At 71.0% G+C, this 23,596-nt stretch carries 25 protein-coding genes; 17 read left to right on the top strand and 8 right to left on the bottom strand.

Features of this window, described 5'->3' with window-relative positions:
- Positions 1-165: 165 nt before the first annotated feature.
- The 8 genes from ABZ406_RS24585 to ABZ406_RS24620 all read left to right on the top strand — a co-directional run bounded on the left by ABZ406_RS24585 (position 166) and on the right by ABZ406_RS24620 (position 7,130).
- On the top strand, positions 166-645 hold the full coding sequence (locus tag ABZ406_RS24585) for a Na(+)/H(+) antiporter subunit C (protein ID WP_357765959.1): 480 nt from the start codon (positions 166-168) through the stop codon (positions 643-645).
- Positions 645-2,150 carry a Na+/H+ antiporter subunit D gene (locus ABZ406_RS24590; protein WP_357766146.1) on the top strand — a complete coding sequence of 502 codons (1,506 nt, stop codon included), beginning with the start codon at positions 645-647 and terminating at the stop codon, positions 2,148-2,150. Before ABZ406_RS24585 ends, ABZ406_RS24590 begins: the two co-directional genes overlap by 1 nt.
- The gene (locus ABZ406_RS24595; protein ID WP_357765961.1) at positions 2,147-2,758 is read left to right on the top strand and encodes a Na+/H+ antiporter subunit E; all 612 of its coding nucleotides are present in this window, start codon (positions 2,147-2,149) and stop codon (positions 2,756-2,758) included. Before ABZ406_RS24590 ends, ABZ406_RS24595 begins: the two co-directional genes overlap by 4 nt.
- A complete protein-coding gene (locus ABZ406_RS24600) occupies positions 2,755-3,018 on the top strand; it encodes a monovalent cation/H+ antiporter complex subunit F (protein ID WP_357765964.1) in 264 nt (87 codons plus the stop codon). The genes ABZ406_RS24595 and ABZ406_RS24600 overlap by 4 nt, the downstream gene beginning before the upstream one ends.
- A complete protein-coding gene (mnhG, locus tag ABZ406_RS24605) occupies positions 3,018-3,377 on the top strand; it encodes a monovalent cation/H(+) antiporter subunit G (protein WP_357766149.1) in 360 nt (119 codons plus the stop codon). The genes ABZ406_RS24600 and mnhG overlap by 1 nt, the downstream gene beginning before the upstream one ends.
- A 171-nt stretch (positions 3,378-3,548) precedes the next feature.
- The gene (locus ABZ406_RS24610) at positions 3,549-4,904 is read left to right on the top strand and encodes a hemolysin family protein (protein ID WP_357765966.1); all 1,356 of its coding nucleotides are present in this window, start codon (positions 3,549-3,551) and stop codon (positions 4,902-4,904) included.
- A gap of 52 nt (positions 4,905-4,956) precedes the next feature.
- Positions 4,957-6,021, top strand: a complete 1,065-nt coding sequence (locus ABZ406_RS24615) for a hemolysin family protein (RefSeq protein ID WP_357765968.1) — start codon at positions 4,957-4,959, stop codon at positions 6,019-6,021.
- A 179-nt stretch (positions 6,022-6,200) separates the two neighbouring features.
- A complete protein-coding gene (locus tag ABZ406_RS24620) occupies positions 6,201-7,130 on the top strand; it encodes a sporulation protein (RefSeq protein WP_357765971.1) in 930 nt (309 codons plus the stop codon).
- Positions 7,131-7,277: 147 nt separating this feature from the next.
- Here ABZ406_RS24620 and leuE read toward each other — a convergent pair whose 3' ends face one another.
- Positions 7,278-7,949: a leucine efflux protein LeuE gene (gene leuE, locus ABZ406_RS24625; RefSeq protein WP_328650461.1), complete on the bottom strand. Its 672-nt coding sequence runs from the start codon at positions 7,947-7,949 to the stop codon at positions 7,278-7,280.
- Entirely contained in the window at positions 7,949-9,196 is a 1,248-nt protein-coding gene (locus ABZ406_RS24630) for a bifunctional pyridoxamine 5'-phosphate oxidase family protein/GNAT family N-acetyltransferase (RefSeq protein WP_357765974.1), read from the bottom strand. The genes leuE and ABZ406_RS24630 overlap by 1 nt, the downstream gene beginning before the upstream one ends.
- Positions 9,197-9,232: 36 nt before the next feature.
- Here ABZ406_RS24630 and ABZ406_RS24635 point away from each other — a divergent pair, with 36 nt between their 5' ends.
- Both ABZ406_RS24635 and ABZ406_RS24640 read left to right on the top strand, forming a co-directional pair.
- Positions 9,233-10,573, top strand: a complete 1,341-nt coding sequence (locus tag ABZ406_RS24635; protein ID WP_357765976.1) for an aminotransferase class I/II-fold pyridoxal phosphate-dependent enzyme — start codon at positions 9,233-9,235, stop codon at positions 10,571-10,573.
- A gap of 329 nt (positions 10,574-10,902) precedes the next feature.
- Positions 10,903-11,607: a UdgX family uracil-DNA binding protein gene (locus ABZ406_RS24640; protein WP_357765979.1), complete on the top strand. Its 705-nt coding sequence runs from the start codon at positions 10,903-10,905 to the stop codon at positions 11,605-11,607.
- 70 nt (positions 11,608-11,677) lie between these two features.
- Here ABZ406_RS24640 and ABZ406_RS24645 read toward each other — a convergent pair whose 3' ends face one another.
- A complete protein-coding gene (locus ABZ406_RS24645; protein WP_357765982.1) occupies positions 11,678-11,854 on the bottom strand; it encodes a hypothetical protein in 177 nt (58 codons plus the stop codon).
- A gap of 20 nt (positions 11,855-11,874) precedes the next feature.
- Between ABZ406_RS24645 and ABZ406_RS24650 the strand changes: the two genes are divergently transcribed.
- The 5 genes from ABZ406_RS24650 (at position 11,875) to rny (ending at position 17,878) form a co-directional block, all read left to right on the top strand.
- Complete coding sequence (locus tag ABZ406_RS24650; protein WP_357765985.1) at positions 11,875-13,233, top strand: MFS transporter; 1,359 nt, start codon at positions 11,875-11,877, stop codon at positions 13,231-13,233.
- 5 nt (positions 13,234-13,238) lie between these two features.
- Entirely contained in the window at positions 13,239-13,439 is a 201-nt protein-coding gene (locus tag ABZ406_RS24655) for a DUF3046 domain-containing protein (RefSeq protein WP_238681837.1), read from the top strand.
- Between the two features lie 184 nt (positions 13,440-13,623).
- Positions 13,624-14,670 (top strand): recombinase RecA, encoded by a 1,047-nt coding sequence (gene recA / locus ABZ406_RS24660; RefSeq protein WP_053656326.1) that lies wholly within the window; start codon positions 13,624-13,626, stop codon positions 14,668-14,670.
- Between the two features lie 14 nt (positions 14,671-14,684).
- On the top strand, positions 14,685-15,383 hold the full coding sequence (locus tag ABZ406_RS24665) for a regulatory protein RecX (protein ID WP_357765989.1): 699 nt from the start codon (positions 14,685-14,687) through the stop codon (positions 15,381-15,383).
- Positions 15,384-16,111: 728 nt separating this feature from the next.
- Positions 16,112-17,878, top strand: coding sequence for a ribonuclease Y (gene rny / locus ABZ406_RS24670; RefSeq protein ID WP_357765992.1), 1,767 nt, complete (start codon positions 16,112-16,114; stop codon positions 17,876-17,878).
- 101 nt (positions 17,879-17,979) lie between these two features.
- On the opposite strand, the gene ABZ406_RS24675 is transcribed toward rny, so the two are convergent.
- From ABZ406_RS24675 to ABZ406_RS24690, 4 genes are read right to left on the bottom strand one after another with little or no spacing between them, the layout of a single operon-like run.
- Positions 17,980-18,951: an amino acid ABC transporter permease gene (locus ABZ406_RS24675; RefSeq protein WP_357765994.1), complete on the bottom strand. Its 972-nt coding sequence runs from the start codon at positions 18,949-18,951 to the stop codon at positions 17,980-17,982.
- Positions 18,948-19,655: an amino acid ABC transporter permease gene (locus tag ABZ406_RS24680; protein ID WP_357765997.1), complete on the bottom strand. Its 708-nt coding sequence runs from the start codon at positions 19,653-19,655 to the stop codon at positions 18,948-18,950. Before ABZ406_RS24680 ends, ABZ406_RS24675 begins: the two co-directional genes overlap by 4 nt.
- A gap of 40 nt (positions 19,656-19,695) precedes the next feature.
- On the bottom strand, positions 19,696-20,571 hold the full coding sequence (locus ABZ406_RS24685; protein ID WP_357766000.1) for a glutamate ABC transporter substrate-binding protein: 876 nt from the start codon (positions 20,569-20,571) through the stop codon (positions 19,696-19,698).
- Between the two features lie 57 nt (positions 20,572-20,628).
- Positions 20,629-21,384 (bottom strand): amino acid ABC transporter ATP-binding protein, encoded by a 756-nt coding sequence (locus ABZ406_RS24690; RefSeq protein ID WP_357766003.1) that lies wholly within the window; start codon positions 21,382-21,384, stop codon positions 20,629-20,631.
- Positions 21,385-21,579: 195 nt separating this feature from the next.
- Between ABZ406_RS24690 and selD the strand changes: the two genes are divergently transcribed.
- Positions 21,580-22,569, top strand: coding sequence for a selenide, water dikinase SelD (gene selD, locus ABZ406_RS24695; RefSeq protein ID WP_357766006.1), 990 nt, complete (start codon positions 21,580-21,582; stop codon positions 22,567-22,569).
- 230 nt (positions 22,570-22,799) lie between these two features.
- Positions 22,800-23,279 (top strand): hypothetical protein, encoded by a 480-nt coding sequence (locus ABZ406_RS24700; RefSeq protein ID WP_355009925.1) that lies wholly within the window; start codon positions 22,800-22,802, stop codon positions 23,277-23,279.
- Between the two features lie 55 nt (positions 23,280-23,334).
- Here ABZ406_RS24700 and ABZ406_RS24705 read toward each other — a convergent pair whose 3' ends face one another.
- The gene (locus tag ABZ406_RS24705; protein WP_357766010.1) at positions 23,335-23,583 is read right to left on the bottom strand and encodes a DUF2277 family protein; all 249 of its coding nucleotides are present in this window, start codon (positions 23,581-23,583) and stop codon (positions 23,335-23,337) included.
- Positions 23,584-23,596: the final 13 nt, after the last annotated feature.

Below are 23,596 nucleotides of genomic sequence, written 5' to 3' on the forward strand. Positions count from 1 at the left end.
AGTGAGCCGGGTTTGCGAGCCCCGCAGTCGCGAACAGAGGTGGCGCCGTGAGCGTGAGGAGTGAGCCGGGTTTGCGAGCCCCGCAGTCGCGAACAGAGGTGGCGCCGTGAGCGTGAGGAGTGAGCCGGGTTTGCGAGCCCCGCAGTCGCGAACAGAGACAGTGCCGTGACGCGTAGCGGTGCGGGGCCGACGTTGGTGCTGGTGCTGGCCGTCGCGGTGCTTGTCGGGTGCGGGGTGATGCTGTTGTTGGAGCGCAGCCTGACCCGGATCCTGCTCGGGGTGATCATGCTCGGCAACGGGGTGAACCTGTTGATCCTGTTGGGCGGGCGGTCGGGCGGTGCGCCGGTCGTCGGCACCGGGCCGGTTGAGCGGATGAGTGACCCGTTGCCGCAGGCCATGGTGTTGACCTCCATCGTCATCACGTTCGGGTTCACCGCGTTCCTGCTCGCGGTGGCGTACCGCAGTTGGTATCTCTCCGGCGACGACGAGGTCCCCGACGACCTGGAGGACCGGCAGATCATCGGTCGGGCCGGTCGTAAGGAGGTGGGTGCCGTCGATCGCGGCGGGGAGGGCCCGAACGGTGACTCGGAACAGGTCGATCCCGAGCCGGCCCGCCGACGGTTGCGACGGAGGGACGCCTCGTGATGAACATGTTGGTGCCGCTTCCGGTGGTGGTGCCGCTGCTCGGTGCGGCGCTGACCCTGCTGCTGGCCGGCAGGCCCCGGCTTCAGCGCGCGATAAGCGTGCTGTGCCTGGGTGGCACGCTCACGGTGGCGGTGGTGTTGCTGGTGCAGGCGTACCGGCACGGGCCGGTGGTGGTGGCGGTCGGGGGGTGGCCGGCACCGGTCGGCATCGTCCTGGTGGCTGACCAGTTGGCCGCGCTGATGCTCGTGGTCTCCTCGGCGGTGACCCTCTGCGTGCTGCTGTACTCGATCGGGCAGGGGCGCAGCGACACGAGCGAGACCACGCCCGTGTCGATCTTCCACCCGACGTATCTGGTGCTCACCGCCGGCGTCACCAACGCGTTCCTGGCGGGTGACCTGTTCAACCTCTTCGTCGGGTTCGAGATTCTGCTGGCCGCCAGCTTCGTGCTGATCACCCTGGGGGGCACCGCGACCCGGATCCGGACCGGGTCGACGTACGTGGTGGTGAGCATCCTCTCCTCGATGATCTTCCTGACGTCGGTGGGTCTGGTGTACGCGGCCACCGGCACACTCAACCTCGCCCAGCTCGCCCAGCGCCTCGACGACCTGCCCGACGGGGTCCGACTGGCCCTGGAGCTGATGTTGCTGCTGGGCTTCGCGATCAAGGCGGCGGTCTTCCCGCTGTCGGCCTGGCTTCCGGACAGCTACCCCACCGCGCCGGCGCCGGTCACCGCCGTCTTCGCGGGCCTGCTCACCAAGGTGGGCGTCTACGCGATCATCCGCACCGAGACGTTGCTGTTTCCGGGCGGGCGTGCCCACGTGCTGCTCATGGTCGTCGCCGGACTGACCATGGTGATCGGCATCCTCGGTGCGGTGGCCCAGTCCGACATGAAGAGACTCTTCTCGTTCACACTGGTCAGTCACATCGGCTACATGATCTTCGGGGTGGCGTTGAGCACCGCCGCCGGGCTGTCCGGCGCGATCTTCTACGTGGTGCACCACATCACCATCCAGACCACGCTGTTCCTCGTCGCCGGGTTGGTCGAGGAGCGTGCCGGAAGCACCGACCTGCGCCGCATCGGCGGGCTGGCCCGGGTGACCCCGGTGCTCGGTGTGCTCTTCTTCATCCCGGCCATGAACCTCGCCGGAGTACCACCGTTCTCGGGTTTCCTCGGCAAGCTCGGCCTGCTCCAGGCCGGGGTGGCGACCGGCGGCCCGCTGCCCGGGGTGCTGGTCGCGGCCGGCACGCTCACCAGCCTGCTCACCCTGTACGTGGCGTCCCGGGTGTGGAACATCGCCTTCTGGCGCGCGCCCCGGCTGGCCACCAGCGAGCCGGTCGTCCGGTTACCGAAGCTGATGGTGGGGGCGACGGTGGCCCTCGTCGCGCTCGGGCTGGCGTTGACAGTGCTGGCCGGTCCGCTCTTCGACGTCACCGCCGACGCGGCCGCCGACCTGCGGTTGCGCACCCCGTACGTGCGGGCCGTCCTGCCGGGCGGTGTGCCGTGACCGATTCCCCTGAGCCGGCTCCCGACGACTCCCGGCCCGCCACGGCGGGGCGGGGACGGCTCGGGCGCTGGCGGGACCAGGCGGTGGCGCTCGGGTGGCTGGTGGTGGTCTGGAACCTGCTCTGGGGCGACATCAACTGGGCCAACCTGGTCGGTGGCCTGCTGGTGGGGGCGGCCGTGCTGGTCTTCTTCCCGCTGCCGGCGGTCAGCTTCGGTGGCCGGTTGCGACCACGGGCGCTGCTGGTGTTCGCGGGCCGGTTCGCCGTCGAACTGGTGAGCGCGAGCCTGCACATCGCCCGGATCGCCGTGCAGCCCGGCTACCGCCCGCGTGGGGCGATCATCGCGGTCCGGTTGCGGGTGGCCACCGACCTGAACCTCGCGCTCACCGCCGAGGCGGTCTCGTTGGTGCCGGGCACGCTGATTCTCGAGGTGGACCGGGACTCCGGAACGCTCTACCTGCACGTCCTGGACACCCACGGTCCGGCGGACCTGGACGTGGCCCGGAACCGCACGCTCGCCGTCGAGCGGCGAATCGTCAGCGCGGTGGGCTCCACCGCCGAACTGCGCCGCCTCGACGTCACCGCACCCGAGAAGGGAACCCGCCCGTGACCACGTTCCTGGCCGTCGTCCTCACCGTGTTGCTGTCGGTCACCGCGCTCCTCGCGCTGACCCGTCTCTACCGTGGCCCATCGCTCGTGGACCGGGTGATCGCGGCGGACATGCTGCTCGCCACGATGGTCGCCGCGGTGGGTGCCGAGGCGGCGGTCAACCGTCACGCCACCACACTGCCCGTGCTGGTGGTGCTCTCCCTGCTCGGCTTCGTGGGGTCGGTGTCGCTGGTCCGCTTCGCCGTCCGGGAGCAGCAGTGATCGCGACGATCGCGGACTGGCTCGGCGCCGGTTGCCTGGTGGCGGGCGCACTGCTCGGCCTGGCGGCCGGGATCGGCGTCCTGCGCTTCCCGGACGCGCTGTCCCGGATGCATGCGGCCACCAAGCCGCAGGTGCTGGGGGTGCTGCTGTTGCTGCTGGGCATCGCGTTGCGGCTGCGGTCCCCGGCGGACCTCGGCATGATCCTGCTCGTGGCGGTCTTCCAGTTGGCGACCGCGCCTGTCGCGGCGCAGATGATCGCGCGGGCCGCGTACCGGTCGGGGCGGCTCGACCGGGGCCTGCTCGACGCCGACGAGCTGGCCGAACGCGGACCGGGCGGCGGGTCGGCGGGGCCGGCGTGACGACCGCCGAACCGGACGTTTCGCTCCTTCGGCCCACCCCCAGCGGAGTCCCAGCCAGCGCGGATAAAATGGCGGCATGATCGACTCTTCTGCCCAGGAGGGCAGCAGTAGCCAGCCGGGTCGTGCCCGGCATATCCCCGTACCGACGACCCCGGGAGCCCTGAGCAACCCGTGTTGATCGTCGTTGGTCTCCTTCTGATCATCGTTCTCACTGCCGCCACCGGATACTTCGTGGCGCAGGAGTTCGGCTACGTCGCCGTGGACCGGGGCAAGCTGCGCCAGCTCGCCGACGACGGCGATCAGGCCGCCGCCCGGGCTCTGACCGTCACCAGCCGGCTCTCCTTCGTGCTCTCCGGCGCCCAACTCGGCATCACCGTCACCGCGCTGCTGGTCGGCTACGTCGCCGAGCCGTACCTGGGCGGTGGTCTCGCCGACCTGCTCGGCCTGGCCGGCGTCAGCGAAGCGGTGAGCCTGCCGATGTCGGTGGCGTTGGCCCTGGTCATCGCCACAATCGTGCAGATGGTCCTCGGTGAGCTGGCCCCGAAGAACCTGGCCATCGCCCGGGCCGAACGACTGGCCCGGGCCCTGAGCCGATCCACCCTGATCTACCTGGCCGTCGCCGGGCCGCTGATCAGGCTCTTCGACCGGGCCTCGGTCCGGCTGCTGCGCCGCCTCGGCATCGAACCGATCGAGGAACTGCCCAGCGGCGCCACCCCGGCCGACCTGGAACAGATCATCGCCGAGTCCCGCGAGGAGGGCAGCCTCGACGCCGAGATGTCCACGCTGCTCGACCGAGGTCTGGACTTCCGCGAACTCACCGCAGGCGAGGCCATGGTGCCGCGCGTCGACGTGCACACCGTCCGGGCGCACGAACCGGTCAGCCGGGTCGTCGAACTGCTGGACACCGGCCACTCCCGCTTCCCGGTACGCGGCGCGGAGGGCGTCGACGACCTGCTCGGCATCGTCGGCATCGCCGACGTTCTCGGCGTACCCCCGGCGGAGCGGGCCACCACCCCGGTCAGTGCGGTCGCCGGGCCGCCGCTGCTCGTACCGGAGACCCTGCCCCTGCCCACGGTGCTCGACCGCCTGCGGTCCGGGCACCGGCAGATGGCGTGCGTGGTCGACGAGTACGGCGGCTTCGCAGGCGTCATCACGTTGGAGGACATCGCCGAGGAACTGGTCGGCCCGATCCGCGACGAGGACGACCCACCGGACCGGGCACCCGCCCGGCAGGACGACGGCTCCTGGGTGGTGCCGGCCCGTTGGCGGATCGACGAGGTCGCCGACAGCACCGGCATCGCCCTGCCCGAGGCCCCGGAGTACGACACCCTCTCCGGGCTGGTGATGCGGGAACTGGGCCGCGTACCGGAGGTCGGTGACCGGCTGGAGATCAGCCTGCAACCCCAGGGGGCGGACGGCGAGGACAGCGAGGCGGAGCCGCGGGCGCTCGTCGAGGTGCTGGCCGTGGACCGGCACGTGGCCGACTCGGTGCGGTTGCAGTTGACCAAACCGGGGGTGACCGCATGAGCGCGAGGAGCGAGCTTGCGAGCCCCGCGGTCGCGACTGAAGGACAGCACCGATGAGCCCCGGGATCGCACTCTTCAGCTCGGTGATCCTGCTGGCGTTGAACGGATTCTTCGTGGCCGCCGAGTTCGCCCTGGTGGCCAGCAAGCGCTACCGCCTGGAGCAGGCGGCGGCGAACGGTGGTCGGGCGGCCCGGGCCGCCCTCGACGGCGTCCGCGAACTGTCGCTGATGCTGGCCGGCGCGCAGTTGGGCATCACGCTGTGCACCCTGGGTCTCGGCGCGTTGGCCGAGCCGGCGATCGAGCATCTGCTGAGCCCTCTGTTGCACGCGGTGGGCCTACCGGACGCGGCCAGCCACCTGGTCGCCCTGATCTTCGCTCTCGGGGTGGTTACCTTCCTGCACCTGGTGGTGGGGGAGATGGCGCCGAAGTCGTGGGCGATCACCGACGCGGAGCGCTCGGCGACGCTGCTCGCGTTGCCGTTCCGCGCCTTCGCCCGGGTCTCCCGGCCGGTGCTCTCCGCTCTGAACGCCCTGGCCAACGCGATCCTGCGGCTGTTCGGGGTCAACCAGCAGGACCAGCTCGCCCAGGTGCACGGCCCGGACGAGCTACGGATGCTGCTGGAACAGTCCCGTGAGCACGGGCTGCTCGGTGCCGAACAGCACCAACTGCTGACCAGCATGCTGGAGTTGCAGGGCACATCGGTGGCGCAGGTGATGGAACCGTTCGCCACCATGGTCACCGTCCGTCGGGACGACCCGGCCGGGCGGATCGAGGAGGTCAGCCGGGGCAGCGGCCGATCCCGGCTCGCGGTGCTCGACGAGGCGGGCGACGTGTGCGGGCTCGTGCACGTCCGGGAGGCGGTACGGGTGGTCACCACCGGCCGGGTCGCCACCGCCGGTGAGCTGATGACGCCGGCGTTCACACTGCCCGCGACGTCCTCGGTCACCGAGGCGGTGGCCGCGATGCGGGCCCGCCAGTCGCAACTCGCGTTGGTCCGCAACGGCGGTGGCCCGGCCCGACCGATCGGCTTCGTGGCCCTGGAGGACCTCCTGGAGGAGGTCATCGGGGAGTTCGACGACGAGACCGACACCGTGCCCCGCGGGCGTCGGATGCGCTGACCGCCCGACCCGGCCGTACTCGCGAAGTGCGGCCGGGCCGGCGGCTGCTCGGCGTGGGCGGGCTTGCCGTGCTGCTCGGCCGGAGGGCGCTGCTCGGCGTGGGCGGGCTTGAGTGGTGCCCGTCCGGGTAGGCGTGCCTGGTGGGGCTGGCGGAGCCCCGTCCCGGAAGGGGGCGCGCGGTGCGGCTGACGGGAGTGTCACCGGAGTCCGGGCGGACCGGGCTGTCCGTGCAGACCGCGCTGCCCAACCCGAGCACCCGGCCGGGCCTGCGCCTGCCCGGGCGGGTGACCCTCGCGGCCGGCCCGGACGACGTGCTGGTGCGGCACATCCGGCTCGGCCTCGTCACCACTGTGGAGCCGGACGACCCGGCCGGGGCCCGCCGTCTCATGCAGTTCCACCACCTACCGATCGCCGGCCGGTTCGTCGTACCCGCCGGTCGGCGACGGGCTGTCGACTTCGCGTTCCCCCTGCCGTGGGAAACCCCGGTGACCACCTTCGGCGGGGTGCCGCTGCTGAGCCTGCGAATGGGCCTGCGGACCGAGGTGTCGCTCGACCCCGACCTCGACCAGGGCGCCATGGTGCCGGTCTTCGTGCACCCGATCCCGACCCAGCAGCACGTGCTGGCGGCGCTGGACACGCTGGGCTTCATGATCCGTCAGGCCGGCCTGGTCGAGGGCGGGTTGCCGGGGGTGGAGCACGCCCTGCCGTTGCACCAGCGGTGGGGCTTCTGGGTGGGGCCCCTCTACGCCGGCCCGATCACCGAGATGGAGGTCATCTTCGTGACGAACTCGGCGGGCCTGGAGGCGATCCTCTGGATGGATCGCAAGCTGGCGCTGGCCGGAATCACCCACCAGAGCATCAGCCGGTTCCGGATCTGGCACGAGGACGCCGACCGGCGGGACTGGGTCGCCACCGTGGACGGCTGGATCCGGCACGCGATCAACCGGCACGCCGCCGCAGCCGCGCACGCCGACTGGTCCGCGCAGATCGCCGGGTCGGCCCACGTCAGCCGGCATCCCGACGAGCCCATCCGACCGGGCTACGGCCTGGGCGGCACCGCCGGCGGCGCCGGCATAGGAGGCGGCGGCTCCGGCGGCGACGGAACCTAGTCCGGCCCTCGCTCCCGCCCCATTCCCGCGATCTTGCACTTTCTGCTGTAACAAATCCACTCAGAACGTGCATTCCGGCAACCGAAAGTGCAAGATCGCGGCCAGGCGGCCAGGCGGCCAGGCGGCCAGGGGCGGAGCCCGGTGGGGTCAGCCGGCGCTGGCGGTGGCGAGCTTCAGGCTGAAGGCCAGGAAGAGAGCCGCCACGGCTGTGGTGCCGCCGGCCGCCAGGCGGCGGCGTTGGCGGAACTGGGCGGCCAGGAAGGTGCCCGCGAAGATCAACGCGGTCAGGTAGAGCGCGCTGGTCACCTGCGCGATCAGCCCGAGCAGCAGGAACGACAGCGCCGGCCAGGCGTAGCCGGGGTCGACGAACTGGATGAAGAACGAGATGAAGAACAGGATCGCCTTCGGGTTCAGCAGGCTGATCACCAGCGCCTTGCGGAACGGGCTGCGCATCGCCGCCGGCTCCGCGGCGTCGATGAGCCGCGGCGTGTTCGGGTCGTTGCGGTCGCGCCAGCGCCGCACGGCCCCGAGCAGCATGGTCACCCCGACATAACCGAGGTACGCGGCACCGGCGTACTTGATCACCATGAACAGCGGGGGGTACGCCTTGAGCAGCGACGCCACTCCGGCGGCGGAGAGGAACATCAGCACCCCGTCGCCGACGAACACACCACCGGCGGCCCGGTAGCCGACCGCGACGCCCCGTTTGGCAGCGGTGGAGAGCACGAAGAGTGAGTTCGGCCCGGGCAGCAGGATGATGGCAACGGTGCCCAGCACGTACGTCCAGATGTCGGTGATCCCCAGCACGCCCGCCATCATCACGCCACCGGTGCTGTCCGCAGAAGTCTTTCTCGCAGCCTGGCCTGTGCGTTCGGCCACTCGTCGACGGTCATCGCGTACTGCACCGTGTCCCGCCAGGAGCCGTCCGGGCGTTGCCGGTGCATCCGCAGCACGCCTTCCCGGGTCGCGCCGAGCCGTTCGATGGCAGCCTGGGAGCGGACGTTGCGGATGTCGGTGTGCCAGGCGACCCGTACCGCGCCCAGGCCGTCGAAGGCCCGGCTGAGCAGCAGCAACTTCGCCTCGGTGTTGATCCCGGTACGCCACCAGGGCTGGCCGAGGAGGGTGTGCCCGATCGCCACCGCCCGCCGCTCGGGGTCGATGTCGTAGTAGGAGGTGCTGCCGACCACCGTTCCGGTCTTCGCGCACCGTTGCACCCAGGCGACCCGTTCGCCCCGGTGCTGGGCGGCCAGGGCGGCGCCGATCACCTCGGCGGTGTCGGCGGGCGTGGTGGGCGGCCCGACGCTGAGGTGCCGCCACACCTCCGGGTCCGCGGTGGCGGTGTGCAACTCGTCGGTGTGCGCCACCTCCAGCGGCTCCAGCCGAACGTGCTCGCCGTGCAGGGGCACCGGGTCGTGCCAGGGCGTACGGGGCGTCCGCAGGTATGCCGGCAGCGGCGCGGTGACCCCGGCGTCCGGCTCGGGTGCCCCGGCGGTGAGGCGCAGCGGCAGCACGCCCGCCCAGTGCGGCAGGTGCCTGTCGTCGTCGTCCTCGCGGACCCCGCCGGTGCGGGCCCGGACGGAGACCTCCCGCAGGGGCAGCGCCAGGACGGCGGTCTCGGCCAGCTCGCGACGGCTGGGCGGGCGGGTGGCGGTGCTGCGGCCCGCGCCGACCTTCTCGACGAGCGCGGTGAGCATGGCGAGCTTCTCCCGCTCGTCGGTGACCAGTCGGGCGGTGCCGTGCGCGACGACCGAGCGGTAGTTGGCGCTGTGGTGGAACTGGGAGCGGGCGTAGACCAGCCCGTCGAGCAGTGTCACCGCGACGCATACCGGCAACCCGTCGTCGTCGCCGCGGGCGGCGAGCAGCGGCCTACTGCCGGTGGAGCCGTGCAGGTAGAGCGTGTCGCCGATGCGGACGTGCAGGGTGGGCAGCACCCGTGGCTGGCCGTCGACGGTGAAGCTGAGCGCGCAGTCGTACGCCTCGTCGAGCACGGCGTGGGCGGCGGCCCGGTCGTAGCTCATCCTGTCGCGGGAGCGGTGGGGTGTGGTCCGGGCGGTGGGTGGATACATGCGCGCGCCCCTTTGTTCTAGTACAATCTCTTGTTTGTGTCAGCACACTATCAGCTCACCGGTACGACAGCCGTCGAGATTTCGGCCAGCATCGAGTCGGGCATCCGGACCGGCGCCCTCTCACCCGGGGCAGCCCTGCCGCCGGTGCGGGCCCTCGCCGCCGAGTTGGGCGTCAGCCCCGCCACCGTCGCCCGCGCCTACCAGGAGCTACGCCAGCGCGGCCTGCTCGCCACCGCCGGCCGGCACGGCACCCGGGTGCGCCCCCGCCCGCCGGTGGCCGCCCGCCGCTCCGCGCTGCGCCCCCCACCGTTGCCCGGCGCCCGGGATCTGACCCGGGGTGAACCCGACCCCCGGCTGCTTCCCCCGCTGGGCCCGCACCTGGCGGCCCTCGCCGCCGCCGACGGCCCGTCGGTCGGCTACTCCGACGCCGGAGTGCTGCCCGAACTGGCCGAGGCGGCCCGCGCCCGGCTGCGCGCCGACGGCGTACCGGCCGGGGAGTTGACCCTCACCGGCGGGGCGCTGGACGGCATCGAGCGGCTGCTCGGCGCCCACCTGCGCCCCGGCGACGCGGTGGCGGTCGAGGACCCGGGCTGGGCCAACCTCCTCGACCTGGTGGCCGCGCTGGGGTTGCGCCCGATCGGCGTACCGCTTGACGACGAGGGACCGCTGGTCGCCGGGGTGGCCGCCGCGCTCGCCGCCGGAGCACGGGCGCTGATCATCACCAGCCGGGCGCAGAACCCGACCGGCGCCGCCGTCTCCGCGGAGCGCGCCGAGGCGCTGCGGACGCTGCTCGCCGGCCGCCGGGACCTGTTGCTGATCGAGGACGACCACGCTGCCGAACTGGCCCGCGTACCCCTGCACCCGCTCGCCGGTGCGACCGGAAGTTGGGCCTTCGTCCGCTCGGTGAGCAAGCCCTTCGGTCCGGACCTGCGGCTGGCGGTGCTCGTCGGCGACGAGACGACTGTGGCCCGGGTGAGTGGCCGTACCCGGGTCGGTGCCGGCTGGGTCTCCACGGTGCTGCAACGCCTGGTGCTCGCCCTGTGGCGGGACCCGGCGGTCACCGAGTCGGTGCGGCGGGCGGCGCGCAGTTACGAGCAGCGGCGCGAAGGGCTGCTCGCCGCGCTCGCGGAGCACGGCCTGAGCGCACACGGTCGCAGCGGCATCAACGTCTGGTTGCCGGTCGTGGACGAGACCAGCACGGTGACCGCTCTGCGCGACGCCGGCTGGGCGGTGGCACCCGGTGCTCTGTACCGGATCGCCGCCCCGCCCGCCCTCCGCATCACCGTCAGCTCCCTGGACCTCACCGACCTGGCCCCCCTGGCCGCCGCCCTGGCCCACGCCGAAAACCCACCCCCCACCCAGGGCTTCCCCACCTGACCCACCCACCCCCGGTTTCCGCGATCTTGCACTTGGTGTTGGCAGAAAGTCGGATTGGCCCCTGTTTGACTGAGCAGAAAGTGCAAGATCGCGGGGATTCGGGACGGCCGGGACGGGTATGCGGGCGCCCGGAGGTGGGGGACATGGCGTCTGGTGGGGCTCGTAAGGGGATCTGGATCGCGGTTGCGGTGGCGATCATCATCGTCATCATCGTGCTGATCGCTATCGCGTCCGGCGGCGACGGGGGCGGTAACGGGTACTGACGTGGAGCAGCAGGCGCGCCGGGGCGTATCCGGCGGTCAGCATCGAACGGGTATATAACAGTCGGCATGGCCGAGCAGACCGGTAGCGCTCCGGGCGCCCAGCGGTTCATCCCGTCCGACGCCGACACCATCGACGACCTGCGCACCGCCTCCGGCGGCTGTCGGGGCTGCGAGCTGTACCGGGACGCCTCGCAGACGGTCTTCGGCCGGGGCGACGAGAGCGCCCGCGTGGTGCTCGTCGGCGAGCAGCCGGGCGACATGGAGGACCAGAAGGGGCTGCCCTTCGTCGGCCCGGCCGGTCGCCTGCTGCGCCGCGCCGTCGACGACGCCGGACTGGACCCGGGTCACCTCTACCTCACCAATGCCGTGAAGCACTTTCGCTTCGAGCTGCGCGGCAAGCGGCGGATCCACCAGACCCCGGATCAGACGCACATCACCGCCTGCCGGCCGTGGCTGGTGGCGGAGTTCGCCCGGCTGCGTCCGGAGATCGTGGTGGTGCTCGGCGCGACCGCCGCCAAGGCGCTGCTCGGCCCGTCCTTCCGGGTCACCCGGCAGCGGGGCGAGTTGCTGCCGTGGCCGGCGTCGGCGCAGCACCCGGCGGACTTCGAGCAGGTGCCCGTGGACGACGCCGGAAAGCGGGCCGACGCGCCGCCGGCCCGGCTGCTGGCCACCATCCATCCGTCGGCAGTGCTGCGGGCCGACGACCAGGACAAGGCGTACGAGGGTCTGGTCGCCGACCTCACCGTCGTCACCCGCGCCCTACCCGGCTGACCGCGCCAGGACCGCAGAGGTAGGGCTCAGCCGCCCGCCGTGATCTTGCTGAACACCTCCTTGGCGGTGATCAGGCCATCGTGGACGCGGTCAGGTCGCCCCGGTGCCACGCTGCGTCGAACCGTTCGACCACGAGCACCCCGGCATCGCCCATCCGGGCACCACGGGCGTGCGCCGCGTCGGCGGCGACCCCGTTCCGGTGAAACCCGGTGCCGCTGGTCGGTGCTGGTGCGCGAGGATGAACCACCCTTTCCGACAGGAGCGCCGATGGCGACCGACCTGACCCTGCCGCGTACCGCCGCCCGACCCGACGTCGCGTCGATCCAGCGGCGGACCCTTCGGCTGCTCTTCACCACCCAGATCATCGCCGGGATCGGCGTGACCATCGGCATCGCCGTGGGCGCGCTGCTCGCGACCCGGATCGCCGGGACCGCTGTGGCAGGTGTCGCGCAGAGCGCCGGGGTGGTCGGTGCCGCGCTGCTCGCCGTTCCGGTCACCCGGATCATGGCGCGGCACGGTCGCCGACCGGGCCTGGTCCTGGCGTACTCGATCGGGGCCGTCGGCGGCCTGCTGGTGGTGCTGGCCGCGGCCACCCACTGGGTGCCGCTGCTCTTCCTCGGCATGTTGCTCTTCGGTGGGGGCACCGCCGCGAATCTGCAGGCCCGCTACACGGCGGTGGACCTCGCCGAGCCGGCCCGGCGGGGGCGACAGCTCTCCCTGATCGTCTGGGCCACCACCATCGGTGCGGTGGCCGCGCCGAACTTCGCCGCGCTGGCCGACCGGGTCACCACCGGCTGGGGGCTGCCCCCGCTGGCCGGCCCGTTCGCGTTCAGCGCCGCCGCGTTCGTGCTGGCCGCTGTCGTACTCCTCGGATTGCTGCGACCCGACCCGCTGTTGACCGCGCGGCGGCTCGCGGCGGCCGAGGCGCCGGTCACCGACGCCCCGGCGACCGAGGCGCCCGCGGTGGGCGGTGCGACAGCGGCCGCCGCGCCGGTCGAGGCCCGCGCGCCGCGCGCCGCCGGGATGCGTGCCGCCTGGTCGGTGGTACGCGGACAGCCCGCCGCCCGGCTCGGCATCGCCGCCGTGGCGGTGGGTCACCTGGTGATGGTGGCGGTGATGGCGATGACTCCGGTCCGGCTCGGTGAGTCGCACGCCGACGCCGACGTGTTGCGGCTGGTCGGCATCGTGCTGAGCCTGCACATCGCCGGCATGTACGCGTTCTCCCCGGTGGTGGGTTGGCTCACCGACCGGCTCGGTCGACGGGCGGTGATCCTCGGTGGGGTAGGGGTGCTGCTGGCAGCCTGCGCGGTCGCCGGCACCGCCGGGCACCACACGCCCCGGCTCTCGGTCGGTCTGGCCCTGCTCGGGCTGGGCTGGTCGGGGACGATGGTGGCCGGCTCGACACTGCTGTCCGAGTCGGTGCCGGCCGGTGTGCGGCCGAGCGTCCAGGGGCTGTGCGACCTGATCATGGGATTGGCTGGGGCCGGGGCCGCCGTGGTGAGCGGGTTTGTCATGCAGTTCGCCGGTTATCCCGTGCTCACCCTGCTCGCGGCGGTCGCGGCGGCGCCCCTGGTGGCGCTAGCGTTGCGCCCGGTGCCGACCAGGGCACCGGACGAGGAGGGCTGATAACTGTGCGGCTGACCGACTTCTGGACGCGGCTGGACGAGGCGTTCGGGCCCGGCTACGCGGCCAGCATCGCCCGCGATCAGGTGCTGTCCCAGCTCGGCGGACGGACCATCGAGCAGGCCCTGGCGTCGGGGGAGCAGACGCACATGGTGTGGCGGGCGGTCTGTGCCGCATACCCCGACCGAGTGCCCGCCCGACTACGCTGAGCAGCCTTTTCGCCCCTTCCGCGTGTCACTTGTCGAGTCGTACACCTGTTCGGCTATTGTCCACAGCGGGGTGCTCGTCCACAGCTCGCGGCCCGTCGGCTGGTTTTCTGTCGGACCTAGCGCCTAGCGTGTCCGCGTGACGCGAAGCTCAGCAAAGACGCCGGCGAAGGCAGGGGTGGCAACCATGGCAGCAGGGCCTGACCGGGAGAAGGCACTCGACCTTGCTCTCGCTCAGATTGACAAGCAATTCGGCAAGGGTTCGGTGATGCGGCTGGGTGACCGTCCGGTCGTCCAGACCGCGATCATTCCGACCGGTTCCATCGCGCTCGACGTGGCCCTCGGCATCGGCGGCCTGCCCCGCGGCCGGGTGGTCGAGATCTACGGTCCCGAGTCCAGCGGTAAGACCACTGTGGCGCTGCACTCGGTGGCCAGCGCCCAGCGACTCGGCGGCATCGCCGCCTTCATCGACGCCGAGCACGCGCTCGACCCGGAGTACGCGAAGGCCCTCGGCGTCGACACGGACGCGATGCTGGTCTCGCAGCCGGACACCGGCGAGCAGGCGCTGGAGATCGCGGACATGCTGATCCGCTCCGGCGCGATCGACATCATCGTGATCGACTCGGTGGCGGCCCTGGTGCCGCGCGCCGAGATCGAGGGCGAGATGGGCGACAGCCACGTGGGCCTCCAGGCCCGGCTGATGAGCCAGGCGCTCCGGAAGATCACCGGTGTGCTCAGCAACACCGGCACCACGGCGATCTTCATCAACCAGCTGCGGGAGAAGATCGGCGTCATGTTCGGCAGCCCGGAGACCACCACCGGTGGTCGGGCGCTGAAGTTCTACGCCTCGGTCCGGCTCGACGTGCGACGCATCGAGAGCCTCAAGGACGGCACCGACGTGGTCGGTAACCGCACCCGGGTCAAGGTCGTGAAGAACAAGGTCGCCGCGCCGTTCAAGCAGGCCGAGTTCGACATCATGTACGGCAAGGGCATCTCGCGCGAGGGTTCGCTGATCGACGTCGGCGTGGAGCAGGCGATCATCCGCAAGTCCGGAGCGTGGTACACGTACGACGGCGACCAGCTCGGCCAGGGCAAGGAGAAGGCCCGGGAGTTCCTGAAGGAAAACCCGGACGTGGCCGCCGAGATCGAGAAGAAGATCCTGGAGAAGCTCGGCGTCGGGGTCGGCGCGGGCGACGCCGCCGGTGGCCCGGAGCTGCCGCCGGTCGACTTCTGACCGGTCGCTGACCCATGGCAGGACGACGCGCCCGTACGGGGCGGGGCTGGGATGCCAGTCCGCCCCGTACGGGCGATGCCACCGATCCGCCGCGCCCTCGGCGAGGCCGCCGGAGTGGGTCCGAGGAGGCCGACACCGTCGAGTCTCCGGCGCCTCCGCGCGACGAGTCCGAGGTGGCCCGCGAGATCTGCCTGCGCCAGCTCGCCGTACGGCCCCGCACCCGGGCCGAGCTGGCCGGGGCGTTGGCCAAGCGGGGCATCTCCGAGGAGGTCTCGGCCGAGGTCCTGGACCGGTACGACGAGGTCGGCATCATCGACGACGCCGCGTTCGCCAGGGCCTGGGTGTCCAGCCGGCACGCGGGGCGCGGTCTGGCTCGCCGGGCCCTCGCCAACGAGCTGCGCCGCAAGGGCGTCGACGGCGAGGTGGCGACCGAGGCGCTGGACGAGCTGGACGAGGAGACCGAGGCGGACACCGCCCGTGGCCTGGTGGAGCGCAAACTCCGTACGGCCCGAGGCGAGCCGGACGCGGTCTTCCGCCGGCTGGTGGGCATGCTGGCCCGCAAGGGCTACCCGCCCGGTGTGGCCATCCGGGCGGTGAAGGACGCGCTGGCCGCGCAGAGCGCCGAGGCAGCCGAGTTCGCCGAGCAGATCGACGCCGACGCCCTCGCCGACGCCGAGGGCGAGATGGAGCGCGACAGCCGCCCGGTCGAGTGAGCGCTGCGGCGGTGGGTGTGTCCCTGAACGGCCCCTACTCCGCGATCTTGCACTTCCTGCCCAGGCATGAGGGGCGTCCCACCCATGTCGACAACCGAAACTTCAAGATCGGCGCGATCTTCCGCCGTTCTCAGCCTCGCGCGACGGTGTGACTCTCAAAAGCGTGCGCGATCTTGACGTGACAAGCCCGACGAGGGTCGCTGGTGTCACAAAGTCGGCTCCTGGGCGGGGTGTCGCCGTCTCTGAACAGGCACGACATCCGTATCAGGGCCGTCGGCTCGCCGCGTTTGTCCTGCCGTGTCCGACACGACATCAGCTTTGAGTGACGCCACAACTTCTCTCCGTTCGGGGGGTTTGATCATGAGTCCTTGACCAGAGCACCCCCGGCGACCTAGCCTCGCCATACAGGCTCACATTGCCCGACCAGCGCAGGCTAAGCGCACAACATAGATCGCGTAACAGAACAGCATCACTTTGGCCGACTCCGCGGCCTTTGGCGGCAGTTCCGGACAGGCCGGTCCGGAACGCTGCGACAACTGCACCCGGTCGCCGACGTTGCCCACGGGCACCGCCGGCGGAGAAAGCTACCCACGGCCAGCCGCTCCGGTCGGGCGTCCACAGCCGCAGGAGTGTGCCCCCGGCACGGTCGCTGCGGTCTCGACGTTAGGGGAGGCGGCCATGGCGGGGCGGCGGCACAGGTTCATCGGTAGACCCGACGGGGTCCCGGCATGAACGCGTTCGACGTCGTGCTCCTCGCGGCCGTCCTCGTCCTCGCGGTGGTGGTGATCGGGGCCGTGCTGGTCGGCATCCGGACAATGCGCCGGATGGGCACCGGACCGGCTCCGGAGGATCCCGCCTTCATCGCCGAGAAGGACCGCCAGGAGCAGTCCCTGGCCGCCCTGCGGACCGCGGCCGACCAGGCGAACAGCACCATCGACGTCGCGAAGTCGGCGGCTGCGGCGGCCCGTACCGAGGCGGCGGCGGCGAACGCCGAGGCGAAGGCGGCCCGCGCCGAGGCGCGGCGGGTCCTCGACGACGCCCGCGCCGAGGCGGACACCGTGCTGGAGCGCGCCCACAAGCAGGCCGAGGCGGACGCCGAACAGTTGCGGACGGCAGCCCGGCGCAGCGGCGAGCGGGAGGTCGCGGTGCTCGCCGCCACCACCCGGGAGCAGGCCGCCGAGGTGGAACGTCGGGCCGCGAGGATGGACGAGCGGGAGCGGATGCACACCGAGGAGGTGGAGCGGTTCGCCGAGCGGGAGCGGCAGCTCACCGCCGCGAAGGCTGCTCTCGCCACCCGGGAGGCCGCCCTCGCCGAGCGGGAGGCCGAGCTGACCGAGTCGGAGGAGCTGCGCCGCCGGGAGCTGGAGCGGGTCGCCGGGCTCACCGCCGACTCCGCCCGACTGGAACTTGTCGACGCCATCGAGACGTCTGCCAAGCGGGAAGCGGCGCTGCTCGTGCGGGACATCGAGTCCGACGCGCGCAACACGGCCGACCAGCGTGCCCGACACATCGTGGTGGACGCGATCCAGCGGGTCGCCAGCGAGCAGACCGCGGAGAGCGTGGTCAGCGTCCTGCACCTGCCCGGTGACGAGATGAAGGGGCGGATCATCGGCCGGGAGGGGCGCAACATCCGCGCCTTCGAGTCGGTGACCGGCGTCAACCTGATCATCGACGACACCCCCGAGGCGGTGCTGCTCTCCTGCTTCGACCCGGTCCGGCGCGAGGTGGGCCGGGTGACACTGGAGAAGCTGGTCCTGGACGGGCGCATCCACCCGCACCGGATCGAGGAGGTGTACGACCTGGCCCGGCAGGAGGTCGAGCAGCTCTGCCTCCGCGCCGCCGAGGACGCCCTCGTCGAGGTCGGCATCACCGAGATCCACCCGGAGCTGGTGACCCTGCTCGGCCGGCTGCGCTACCGCACCTCGTACGGGCAGAACGTGCTCAAGCACCTGGTCGAGACCGCGCACATCGCCGGCATCATGGCCGCCGAGCTGCGGTTGGACGTGCCGATCATCAAGCGCTCGGCGTTCCTGCACGACATCGGCAAGGCGCTCACCCACGAGGTGGAGGGCAGCCACGCCATCATCGGTGCGGACCTGGCCCGCAAGTACGGCGAGCACGAGGACGTGGTGCACGCGATCGAGGCGCACCACAACGAGGTGCCCCCGCAGACCATCGAGGCAGTGCTCACCCAGGCTTCCGACGCCTGTTCCGGTGGTCGGCCGGGCGCGCGCAGGGAGAGCCTTGAGGCGTACGTCAAGCGGCTGGAGCGGATCGAGGAGATCGCGGCGGGCAAGCTCGGCGTGGACAAGGTCTTCGCCATGCAGGCCGGCCGGGAGATCCGGGTGATGGTCAAGCCGGACGACGTCGACGACATCGGAGCGGCGGTGCTGGCCCGCGACGTGGCCAAGCAGATCGAGGAGGAGCTGACCTACCCGGGTCAGATCCGGGTCACTGTGGTCCGCGAGTCCCGGGTCACCGAGATCGCCCGCTGAGTCGGACCGGCGGCCCTCGCCACGCGGACGGTGGAGATGATCGAAGGCCGCCCCGAACTACTCGGGGCGGCCTTCGGTCTGTCTGGTCGGTGTGGCGTGGCTCAGGAGGCCGCGCCGCCGCCCTCGGCCTGGGAGATCAGGGCTGCCGGCGGTGGGTTCTGTGCCGGCGTGTTGGCGGTCTTGCGGCCCCGGGCGAGCCGTCGTTGGACGTACTGGGCGAGCTTCGAGAGCGAGTAGTTCACCAGGATGAAGAGCACGGCGATCACGACGTAGACCTGGATCGGGTTGCCCAGCACGCCGATGATCTGCTTGCCGATGTTCAGGGTCTCCTCGTAGCTGATGATGAATCCCAGCGAGGTGTCCTTGAGCACCACCACCAGTTGGCTGATCAGTGCCGGCAGCATGATCCGGAAGGACTGCGGCAGCAGGATCATCCAGGTGGTCTGGGCCGGGGAGAGCCCGATGGCGGCGGCGGCCTCGGCCTGGCCGCCCGGCAACCCTTCCATGCCGGAGCGCAGGATCTCGCCGATCACCACCGAGTTGTAGATGGTGAGGCCGATGACCAGGTACCAGAGGTTGTCGAAGTAGAGGCCGAACTCCGGGAAGCCGCGGGCCACGAAGAAGATGGTGATCACCACGGGCAGGCCGCGGAACACCTCGACGCAGACCCTGGTGATCGCCGACAGCAGCGTGCTCAGGCCGCGCAGCAGGTAGGCCACCGGTGTTGCCATCCCGGTGAACCGGAGCCGGGTCAGGCTCTTGAGCTGGATCCGCAGGATGGCGAGCAGGGTGCCCAGCACCAGTGAGGAGACGATGGCCAGCGCAGCCGCGATCAGGGTGTTCTTGAAGCCGAGGCCGATCCGCTCCCACACCTGGGAGAAGTTCTCGTTGGAGGGGTCGATCAGCGGGCCCCACAGCTCCATCGAGAGCTGGCCCTTCTCGTCCAGGGGCCGGTAGATCAGGAAGTAGGCCCCGACGAGCAGGACGACGCCGGCGACGATGCTGCTGATCAGGGTGATCCGCCGCTGCCGCGGCCCGGGGACGTCGTAGAGGACGCTCGTCTGCTGACTCATCGGGCCACCGCCTGTCGCTTCTCGATCCGGTCCAGCAGGGCGCCCAGCGGCACCGTCATGATCAGGTAGCCGATCGAGATGCCGATGGCGACCGGGATGAAGGCGTACCCCTCGGCTCCGGTGAGCTGGTCGGCGGTGGCCGACAGGTCACCGACGACCCCGAAGAAGCCGGCCAGCGCCGAATTCTTGATCATTGCGATGATGACCGAGCCGAGCGGGACGATCGAGGCCTGCCAGGACTGCGGCAGCACCACGTGGCGCAGGTTCTGCCCGAAGGTCAGGCCCAGTGACCGCGCCGCCTCCGCCTGGCCGGCGGGCACCGCGTTGACCCCGGACCGCAGCGCCTCGCAGACGAACGCCGCCGTGTAGAGCACCAGGGCGATGAGCGCGAACCGGAAGTACGGCAGATCGGTGCCGAGTCGGGTGAACAGCGAGTCGAGCACCGGGATGCGGAGGAAGTCCGCGTTGGAGCCGAGCGCCGGCAGGCCGAACGCGGCGAAGAACATCACCACTGTCAGCGGCATGTTGCGGAAGACGTTCACGTAGCCGGTGCCGAGCGCGCGGAGCGGCGGCACCGGTGAGATGCGCAGCACCGCAACGATGGACCCCAGGACGAGGGCACCGATCGCGGCGAGGATGCAGATCTGGAGGGTGAGCCAGAAACCACCCGCAAAGACGTCGAACTTGTCGATGAGCACGTTCACGGGTCGGTGTTCCTCCCCACCCTCCAGATCGAGGATCAGATCAGTAGCGGTTGATGGTGGGCGCCGAGCCCAGTTCCGCGCCGAACTTGCCGGCGGTGGCGTCCCAGGCCTTCTTCCAGCTGCCGTCGGCGACCGCCTTGTCCAGCGTGTCGTTGATGAAGCTGCGGAAGTCCGCGTCCTCCTTCTTCACCCCGATGCCGTACGGCTCCTTGGTGAAGTTGCTGCCGGCCAGCTTGAACGACGCCTCGTCCTTGGCGATGTAGCCGAGCAGGATCACGTTGTCGGTGGTGACGGCGTTGACCTGGCCACCCTTGAGGGCGTCGCGGCACTTGTCGTAGGTGTCGAAGAGCACCAGCTGGGTGCCGACGTCCTTGACGTACTGCTTGATCGTCTCGGCCGGGGTGGAGCCGGTGACGGAGCAGACCTTCTTGGTGCCGTCCTTGAACGAGTCCGGCCCGGTGATGGTCGTGTCGTCCTTCTTGACCAGGATGTTCTGGCCGGCCTCGTAGTACGGGCCCGCGAAGGCGATCCGCTCCTTGCGCTTGTCGTTGATCGTGTAGGTCGCGGCGACCAGGTCGACGGTGCCGTTGACGATGACGTCCTCACGGACCTTCGACGGCGTCTCGACGAACTCGATCTTGTCCTCGGGGATGCCGAGTTCCTTGACGATGATCTTGGCGATCTCGACGTCGAAGCCCTCCGGCTTGCCGGAGAGGCCTTTCTGGCCGAAGCCGGGCTGGTCGAACTTGGTGCCGACCTTGATCTTCTGGGCCTTGTTCAGCTTTTCCATGGTGGTGCCGGCGGTGAAGGACTTGCTGCCAGCGCCGGTGTCCCCGTCGTCGTCGCCACCGCAGGCGGTGAGGCCGAGCGCCAGAGCGGCGACCGCGGCGACTGCCGCAACGCGCTTGATACGCATACTTTTCTCCTTCTTCGACGGAGCCCACCGAGGTGCGGCACGCTCCACTACGGACGCCTAGTGCGTGAGGATCTTGGAGAGGAAGTCGCGGGCCCGCTCGCTGCGCGGGTTCGCGAAGAACTCCGCGGGTGGGGCATCCTCGACCAGTTGCCCGTCGGCCATGAAGATGACCCGGTTCGCCGCGTGCCGGGCGAAGCCCATCTCGTGGGTCACCACGACCATCGTCATGCCGTCGCTGGCCAGTGAGGTCATCACGTCGAGCACCTCGCCGACCATCTCCGGGTCCAGGGCGCTCGTCGGCTCGTCGAAGAGCATCGCCTTGGGCTGCATGGCCAGCGCCCGGGCGATCGCGACGCGCTGCTGCTGGCCGCCGGAGAGCTGGGCCGGGAACTTGTCCGCCTGGTTGGCGATGCCGACCCGGTCCAGCAGGGCCAGGCCGCGCTCGCGGGCAGCGGTCGGCTTCTCCTTGCGGACCTTGATCGGGCCGAGGGTGACGTTCTCCAGAATGGTCTTGTGCGCGAAGAGGTTGAACGACTGGAAGACCATGCCGACCTCGCTGCGCAGCTTCGCGAGGGGCTTGCCCTCGGCCGGCAGGGGCTGGCCGTCGAAGGTGATGGTGCCCGAGTTGATGGGCTCCAGTCGGTTGATGGTGCGGCACAGCGTCGACTTGCCGGAGCCGGACGGGCCGATCACCACGACCACCTCGCCCCGACCCACCGACAGCGAGACGTCGTCCAGCACGTGCAGCGGCCCGAACCACTTGTTGACCGCGTCCAGCACGATGAGCGGTTCGCCCGTCGTCACGTCGTCCACCGTCCCCTGTCGTCTCCCGGATCGGGGTCGGTTGACCCCCGGTGCGGCCACTGTAGGCGGCCTGATGTGGCAGAACGCAACCCAGCGGGTCACGGAGCGGTAACACCGGTCACGATCGTTCTCGGGCGTCCGATTTCGGTCACCGGATGGATGGTCGCGGTGGCGATCGTGGTGCCTTGTCGAGATCATGGGGGGATGACCGAACCCGTACGGTTGACCAGGTACGCCCGCGGCGGTGGCTGCGCCTGCAAGATTCCCCCAGGTGAGCTGGAAGTCATGGTGGCCGGTCTCGGCCCGGCGACCGGCACCGCGGAGTTGCTCGTCGGGCTGGATCATGGCGACGACGCGGCGGTGGTGCGCCTCGACGAGCGGACCGGCCTGGTCAGCACCGCCGACTTCTTCACGCCGGTGGTCGACGACGCGTACGACTGGGGTCGGATCGCCGCGGCCAACGCGCTCTCCGACGTGTACGCGATGGGCGGCATCCCGCTGGTGGCGCTCAACCTGCTCTGCTGGCCGCGCGACGTGCTCCCGCTCGAGTTGGCCCGGGAGGTGCTGCGCGGTGGTCAGGACGTGGCGCGGGAGGCCGGCTGTCACCTGGCCGGCGGGCACAGCGTGGACGACGACGGCCCGAAGTACGGTCTCGCGGTCACCGGCACGGTCCGACCGGAGGAACTGATCACCCTCGACGCCGGGCGGGCCGGGGTGCCGTTGTCGCTCACCAAGCCGCTCGGCGTGGGCGTGCTGAACACCAGGCACAAGGCGACCGGTGAGAGCTTCCCGGAGGCGGTGGCCACGATGAGCGCGCTCAACCGCGAGGCCGCCCGCGCGGCGGTGGCCGCCGGCATCCGGTGCGGCACCGACGTGACCGGGTTCGGGCTGCTCGGGCACGCCTCGAAACTGGCCCGGGCCAGTCAGGTCACTGTTGCCATCGACACCGCCCGGGTGCCGTACCTGGCGGGTGCGCGCGAGGCGCTGCGCGACGGGTTCGTCAGCGGCGGCAGTCGGCGCAATCTGGAGTGGGTGACCCAGTGGACCGACTTCGGTGCGGCGGACGAGGCGGAGCGGTTGCTGCTGGCCGACGCGCAGACCTCCGGTGGTCTGCTGGTGGCCGGCGAGGTGCCCGGAGCCCCGGTGGTGGGCGAGCTGCTGCCCCGTGGGGAGCACCTGGTCGTTCTGCGCTGACCGGGGGCGGTCGACGAGCGGGAGGACACGCGGTGGCGGTGGTGCGGATGGCGCACCATACCCGATAAACTGTCACCTTCCCGCTACTCCGAGCAATGCCGCTCAGGGAAATTTTGCCCGGAATGGTCACAGACCGGTAACTTGCCCCCGGCTGGGGTCAAATGCCCCCCACCATCGTGTGTAAGGCCCGATTCGGAGGCCGGTGGGGACGAACGCAGCGAGGAGGCGGAATGACCGAGCTGTGGAACTGGAGAATCGACGGGGCTCAACCCGTGGAGGTCTACCCGGCGCTGGCCGAGGCGCTTGGCCGGGTGGTGATGCCGCTGGCGGTGGCCGACCCGGCGCGGCTGCCGGCGTACGCGGTGGTGTGTGACGTCTGGCAGGCGCCCGGCGAGTTCGCGACGGTGGTGGACTGCTACGGCGTGCCCGAGCAGCTGTCCGAGCACGCGAGCATCGCCGCACTGGCCCGATTGCTGGGCCGCAACTGCCTGTTGCGCGACGACACGCTCGACGCGGGCCGGCACCTGCTCGTCGCCCCGGACGGCACTGTCCGTCCGGTGCACTTCGACGTGCGGGACACCGAGGACGGCGAGGTGCTCAGCAGGCTGCGGCTCTGCTCGCTCGGTGACCCGGGCTGTCGGGGCTGGTCACAGTGCCATCGCTCACGCTGGGCGCCGGACACTGTCGCCCCGGTGCTCGCCGCGGCCTGACCCTCACCAGGGGTCAGGCCCGGCCGGGTGCACGAGCCCGGTGAGTGGGCGGTGGTCAGGTGGCGGCGGTGGCCGACCGGTCGGTGGTGCCCGAACCGGCTCCCCGTACCACCAGTTGGTCGAGCAGGGTGCGCGTCGCCTCGGCCACGGCGGCCACCGCGGCGTCGAACGCGGCGGCGTTGTGCGCGGCGGGCGCCCGGAAGCCAGAGATCTTCCGGACGTACTGCAACGCCGCCGCCTCGACGTCCGCGTCGGTCACCTGCGGGGTGAACGGTTCACGCAGCGTCTTGATGCTCCGGCACATGTCAGCTCCTCCT

This window comes from Micromonospora sp. NPDC005710, from assembly GCF_040630995.1.
Lineage (GTDB): Bacteria > Actinomycetota > Actinomycetes > Mycobacteriales > Micromonosporaceae > Micromonospora.

Bases quoted from the DNA above. Each gene is read 5' to 3' on its own strand.
- ABZ406_RS24675 (WP_357765994.1), bottom strand. From the start codon at position 18,951: ATGAGTCAGCAGACGAGCGTCCTCTACGACGTCCCCGGGCCGCGGCAG.
- ABZ406_RS24700 (WP_355009925.1), top strand. From the start codon at position 22,800: ATGACCGAGCTGTGGAACTGGAGAATCGACGGGGCTCAACCCGTGGAG.
- selD (WP_357766006.1), top strand. From the start codon at position 21,580: ATGACCGAACCCGTACGGTTGACCAGGTACGCCCGCGGCGGTGGCTGC.
- recA (WP_053656326.1), top strand. From the start codon at position 13,624: ATGGCAGCAGGGCCTGACCGGGAGAAGGCACTCGACCTTGCTCTCGCT.
- ABZ406_RS24685 (WP_357766000.1), bottom strand. From the start codon at position 20,571: ATGCGTATCAAGCGCGTTGCGGCAGTCGCCGCGGTCGCCGCTCTGGCG.
- leuE (WP_328650461.1), bottom strand. From the start codon at position 7,949: ATGATGGCGGGCGTGCTGGGGATCACCGACATCTGGACGTACGTGCTG.
- ABZ406_RS24615 (WP_357765968.1), top strand. From the start codon at position 4,957: ATGAGCCCCGGGATCGCACTCTTCAGCTCGGTGATCCTGCTGGCGTTG.
- rny (WP_357765992.1), top strand. From the start codon at position 16,112: ATGAACGCGTTCGACGTCGTGCTCCTCGCGGCCGTCCTCGTCCTCGCG.
- ABZ406_RS24705 (WP_357766010.1), bottom strand. From the start codon at position 23,583: ATGTGCCGGAGCATCAAGACGCTGCGTGAACCGTTCACCCCGCAGGTG.
- ABZ406_RS24665 (WP_357765989.1), top strand. From the start codon at position 14,685: ATGGCAGGACGACGCGCCCGTACGGGGCGGGGCTGGGATGCCAGTCCG.
- ABZ406_RS24640 (WP_357765979.1), top strand. From the start codon at position 10,903: ATGGCCGAGCAGACCGGTAGCGCTCCGGGCGCCCAGCGGTTCATCCCG.
- ABZ406_RS24590 (WP_357766146.1), top strand. From the start codon at position 645: ATGAACATGTTGGTGCCGCTTCCGGTGGTGGTGCCGCTGCTCGGTGCG.
- ABZ406_RS24650 (WP_357765985.1), top strand. From the start codon at position 11,875: ATGGCGACCGACCTGACCCTGCCGCGTACCGCCGCCCGACCCGACGTC.
- ABZ406_RS24630 (WP_357765974.1), bottom strand. From the start codon at position 9,196: ATGTATCCACCCACCGCCCGGACCACACCCCACCGCTCCCGCGACAGG.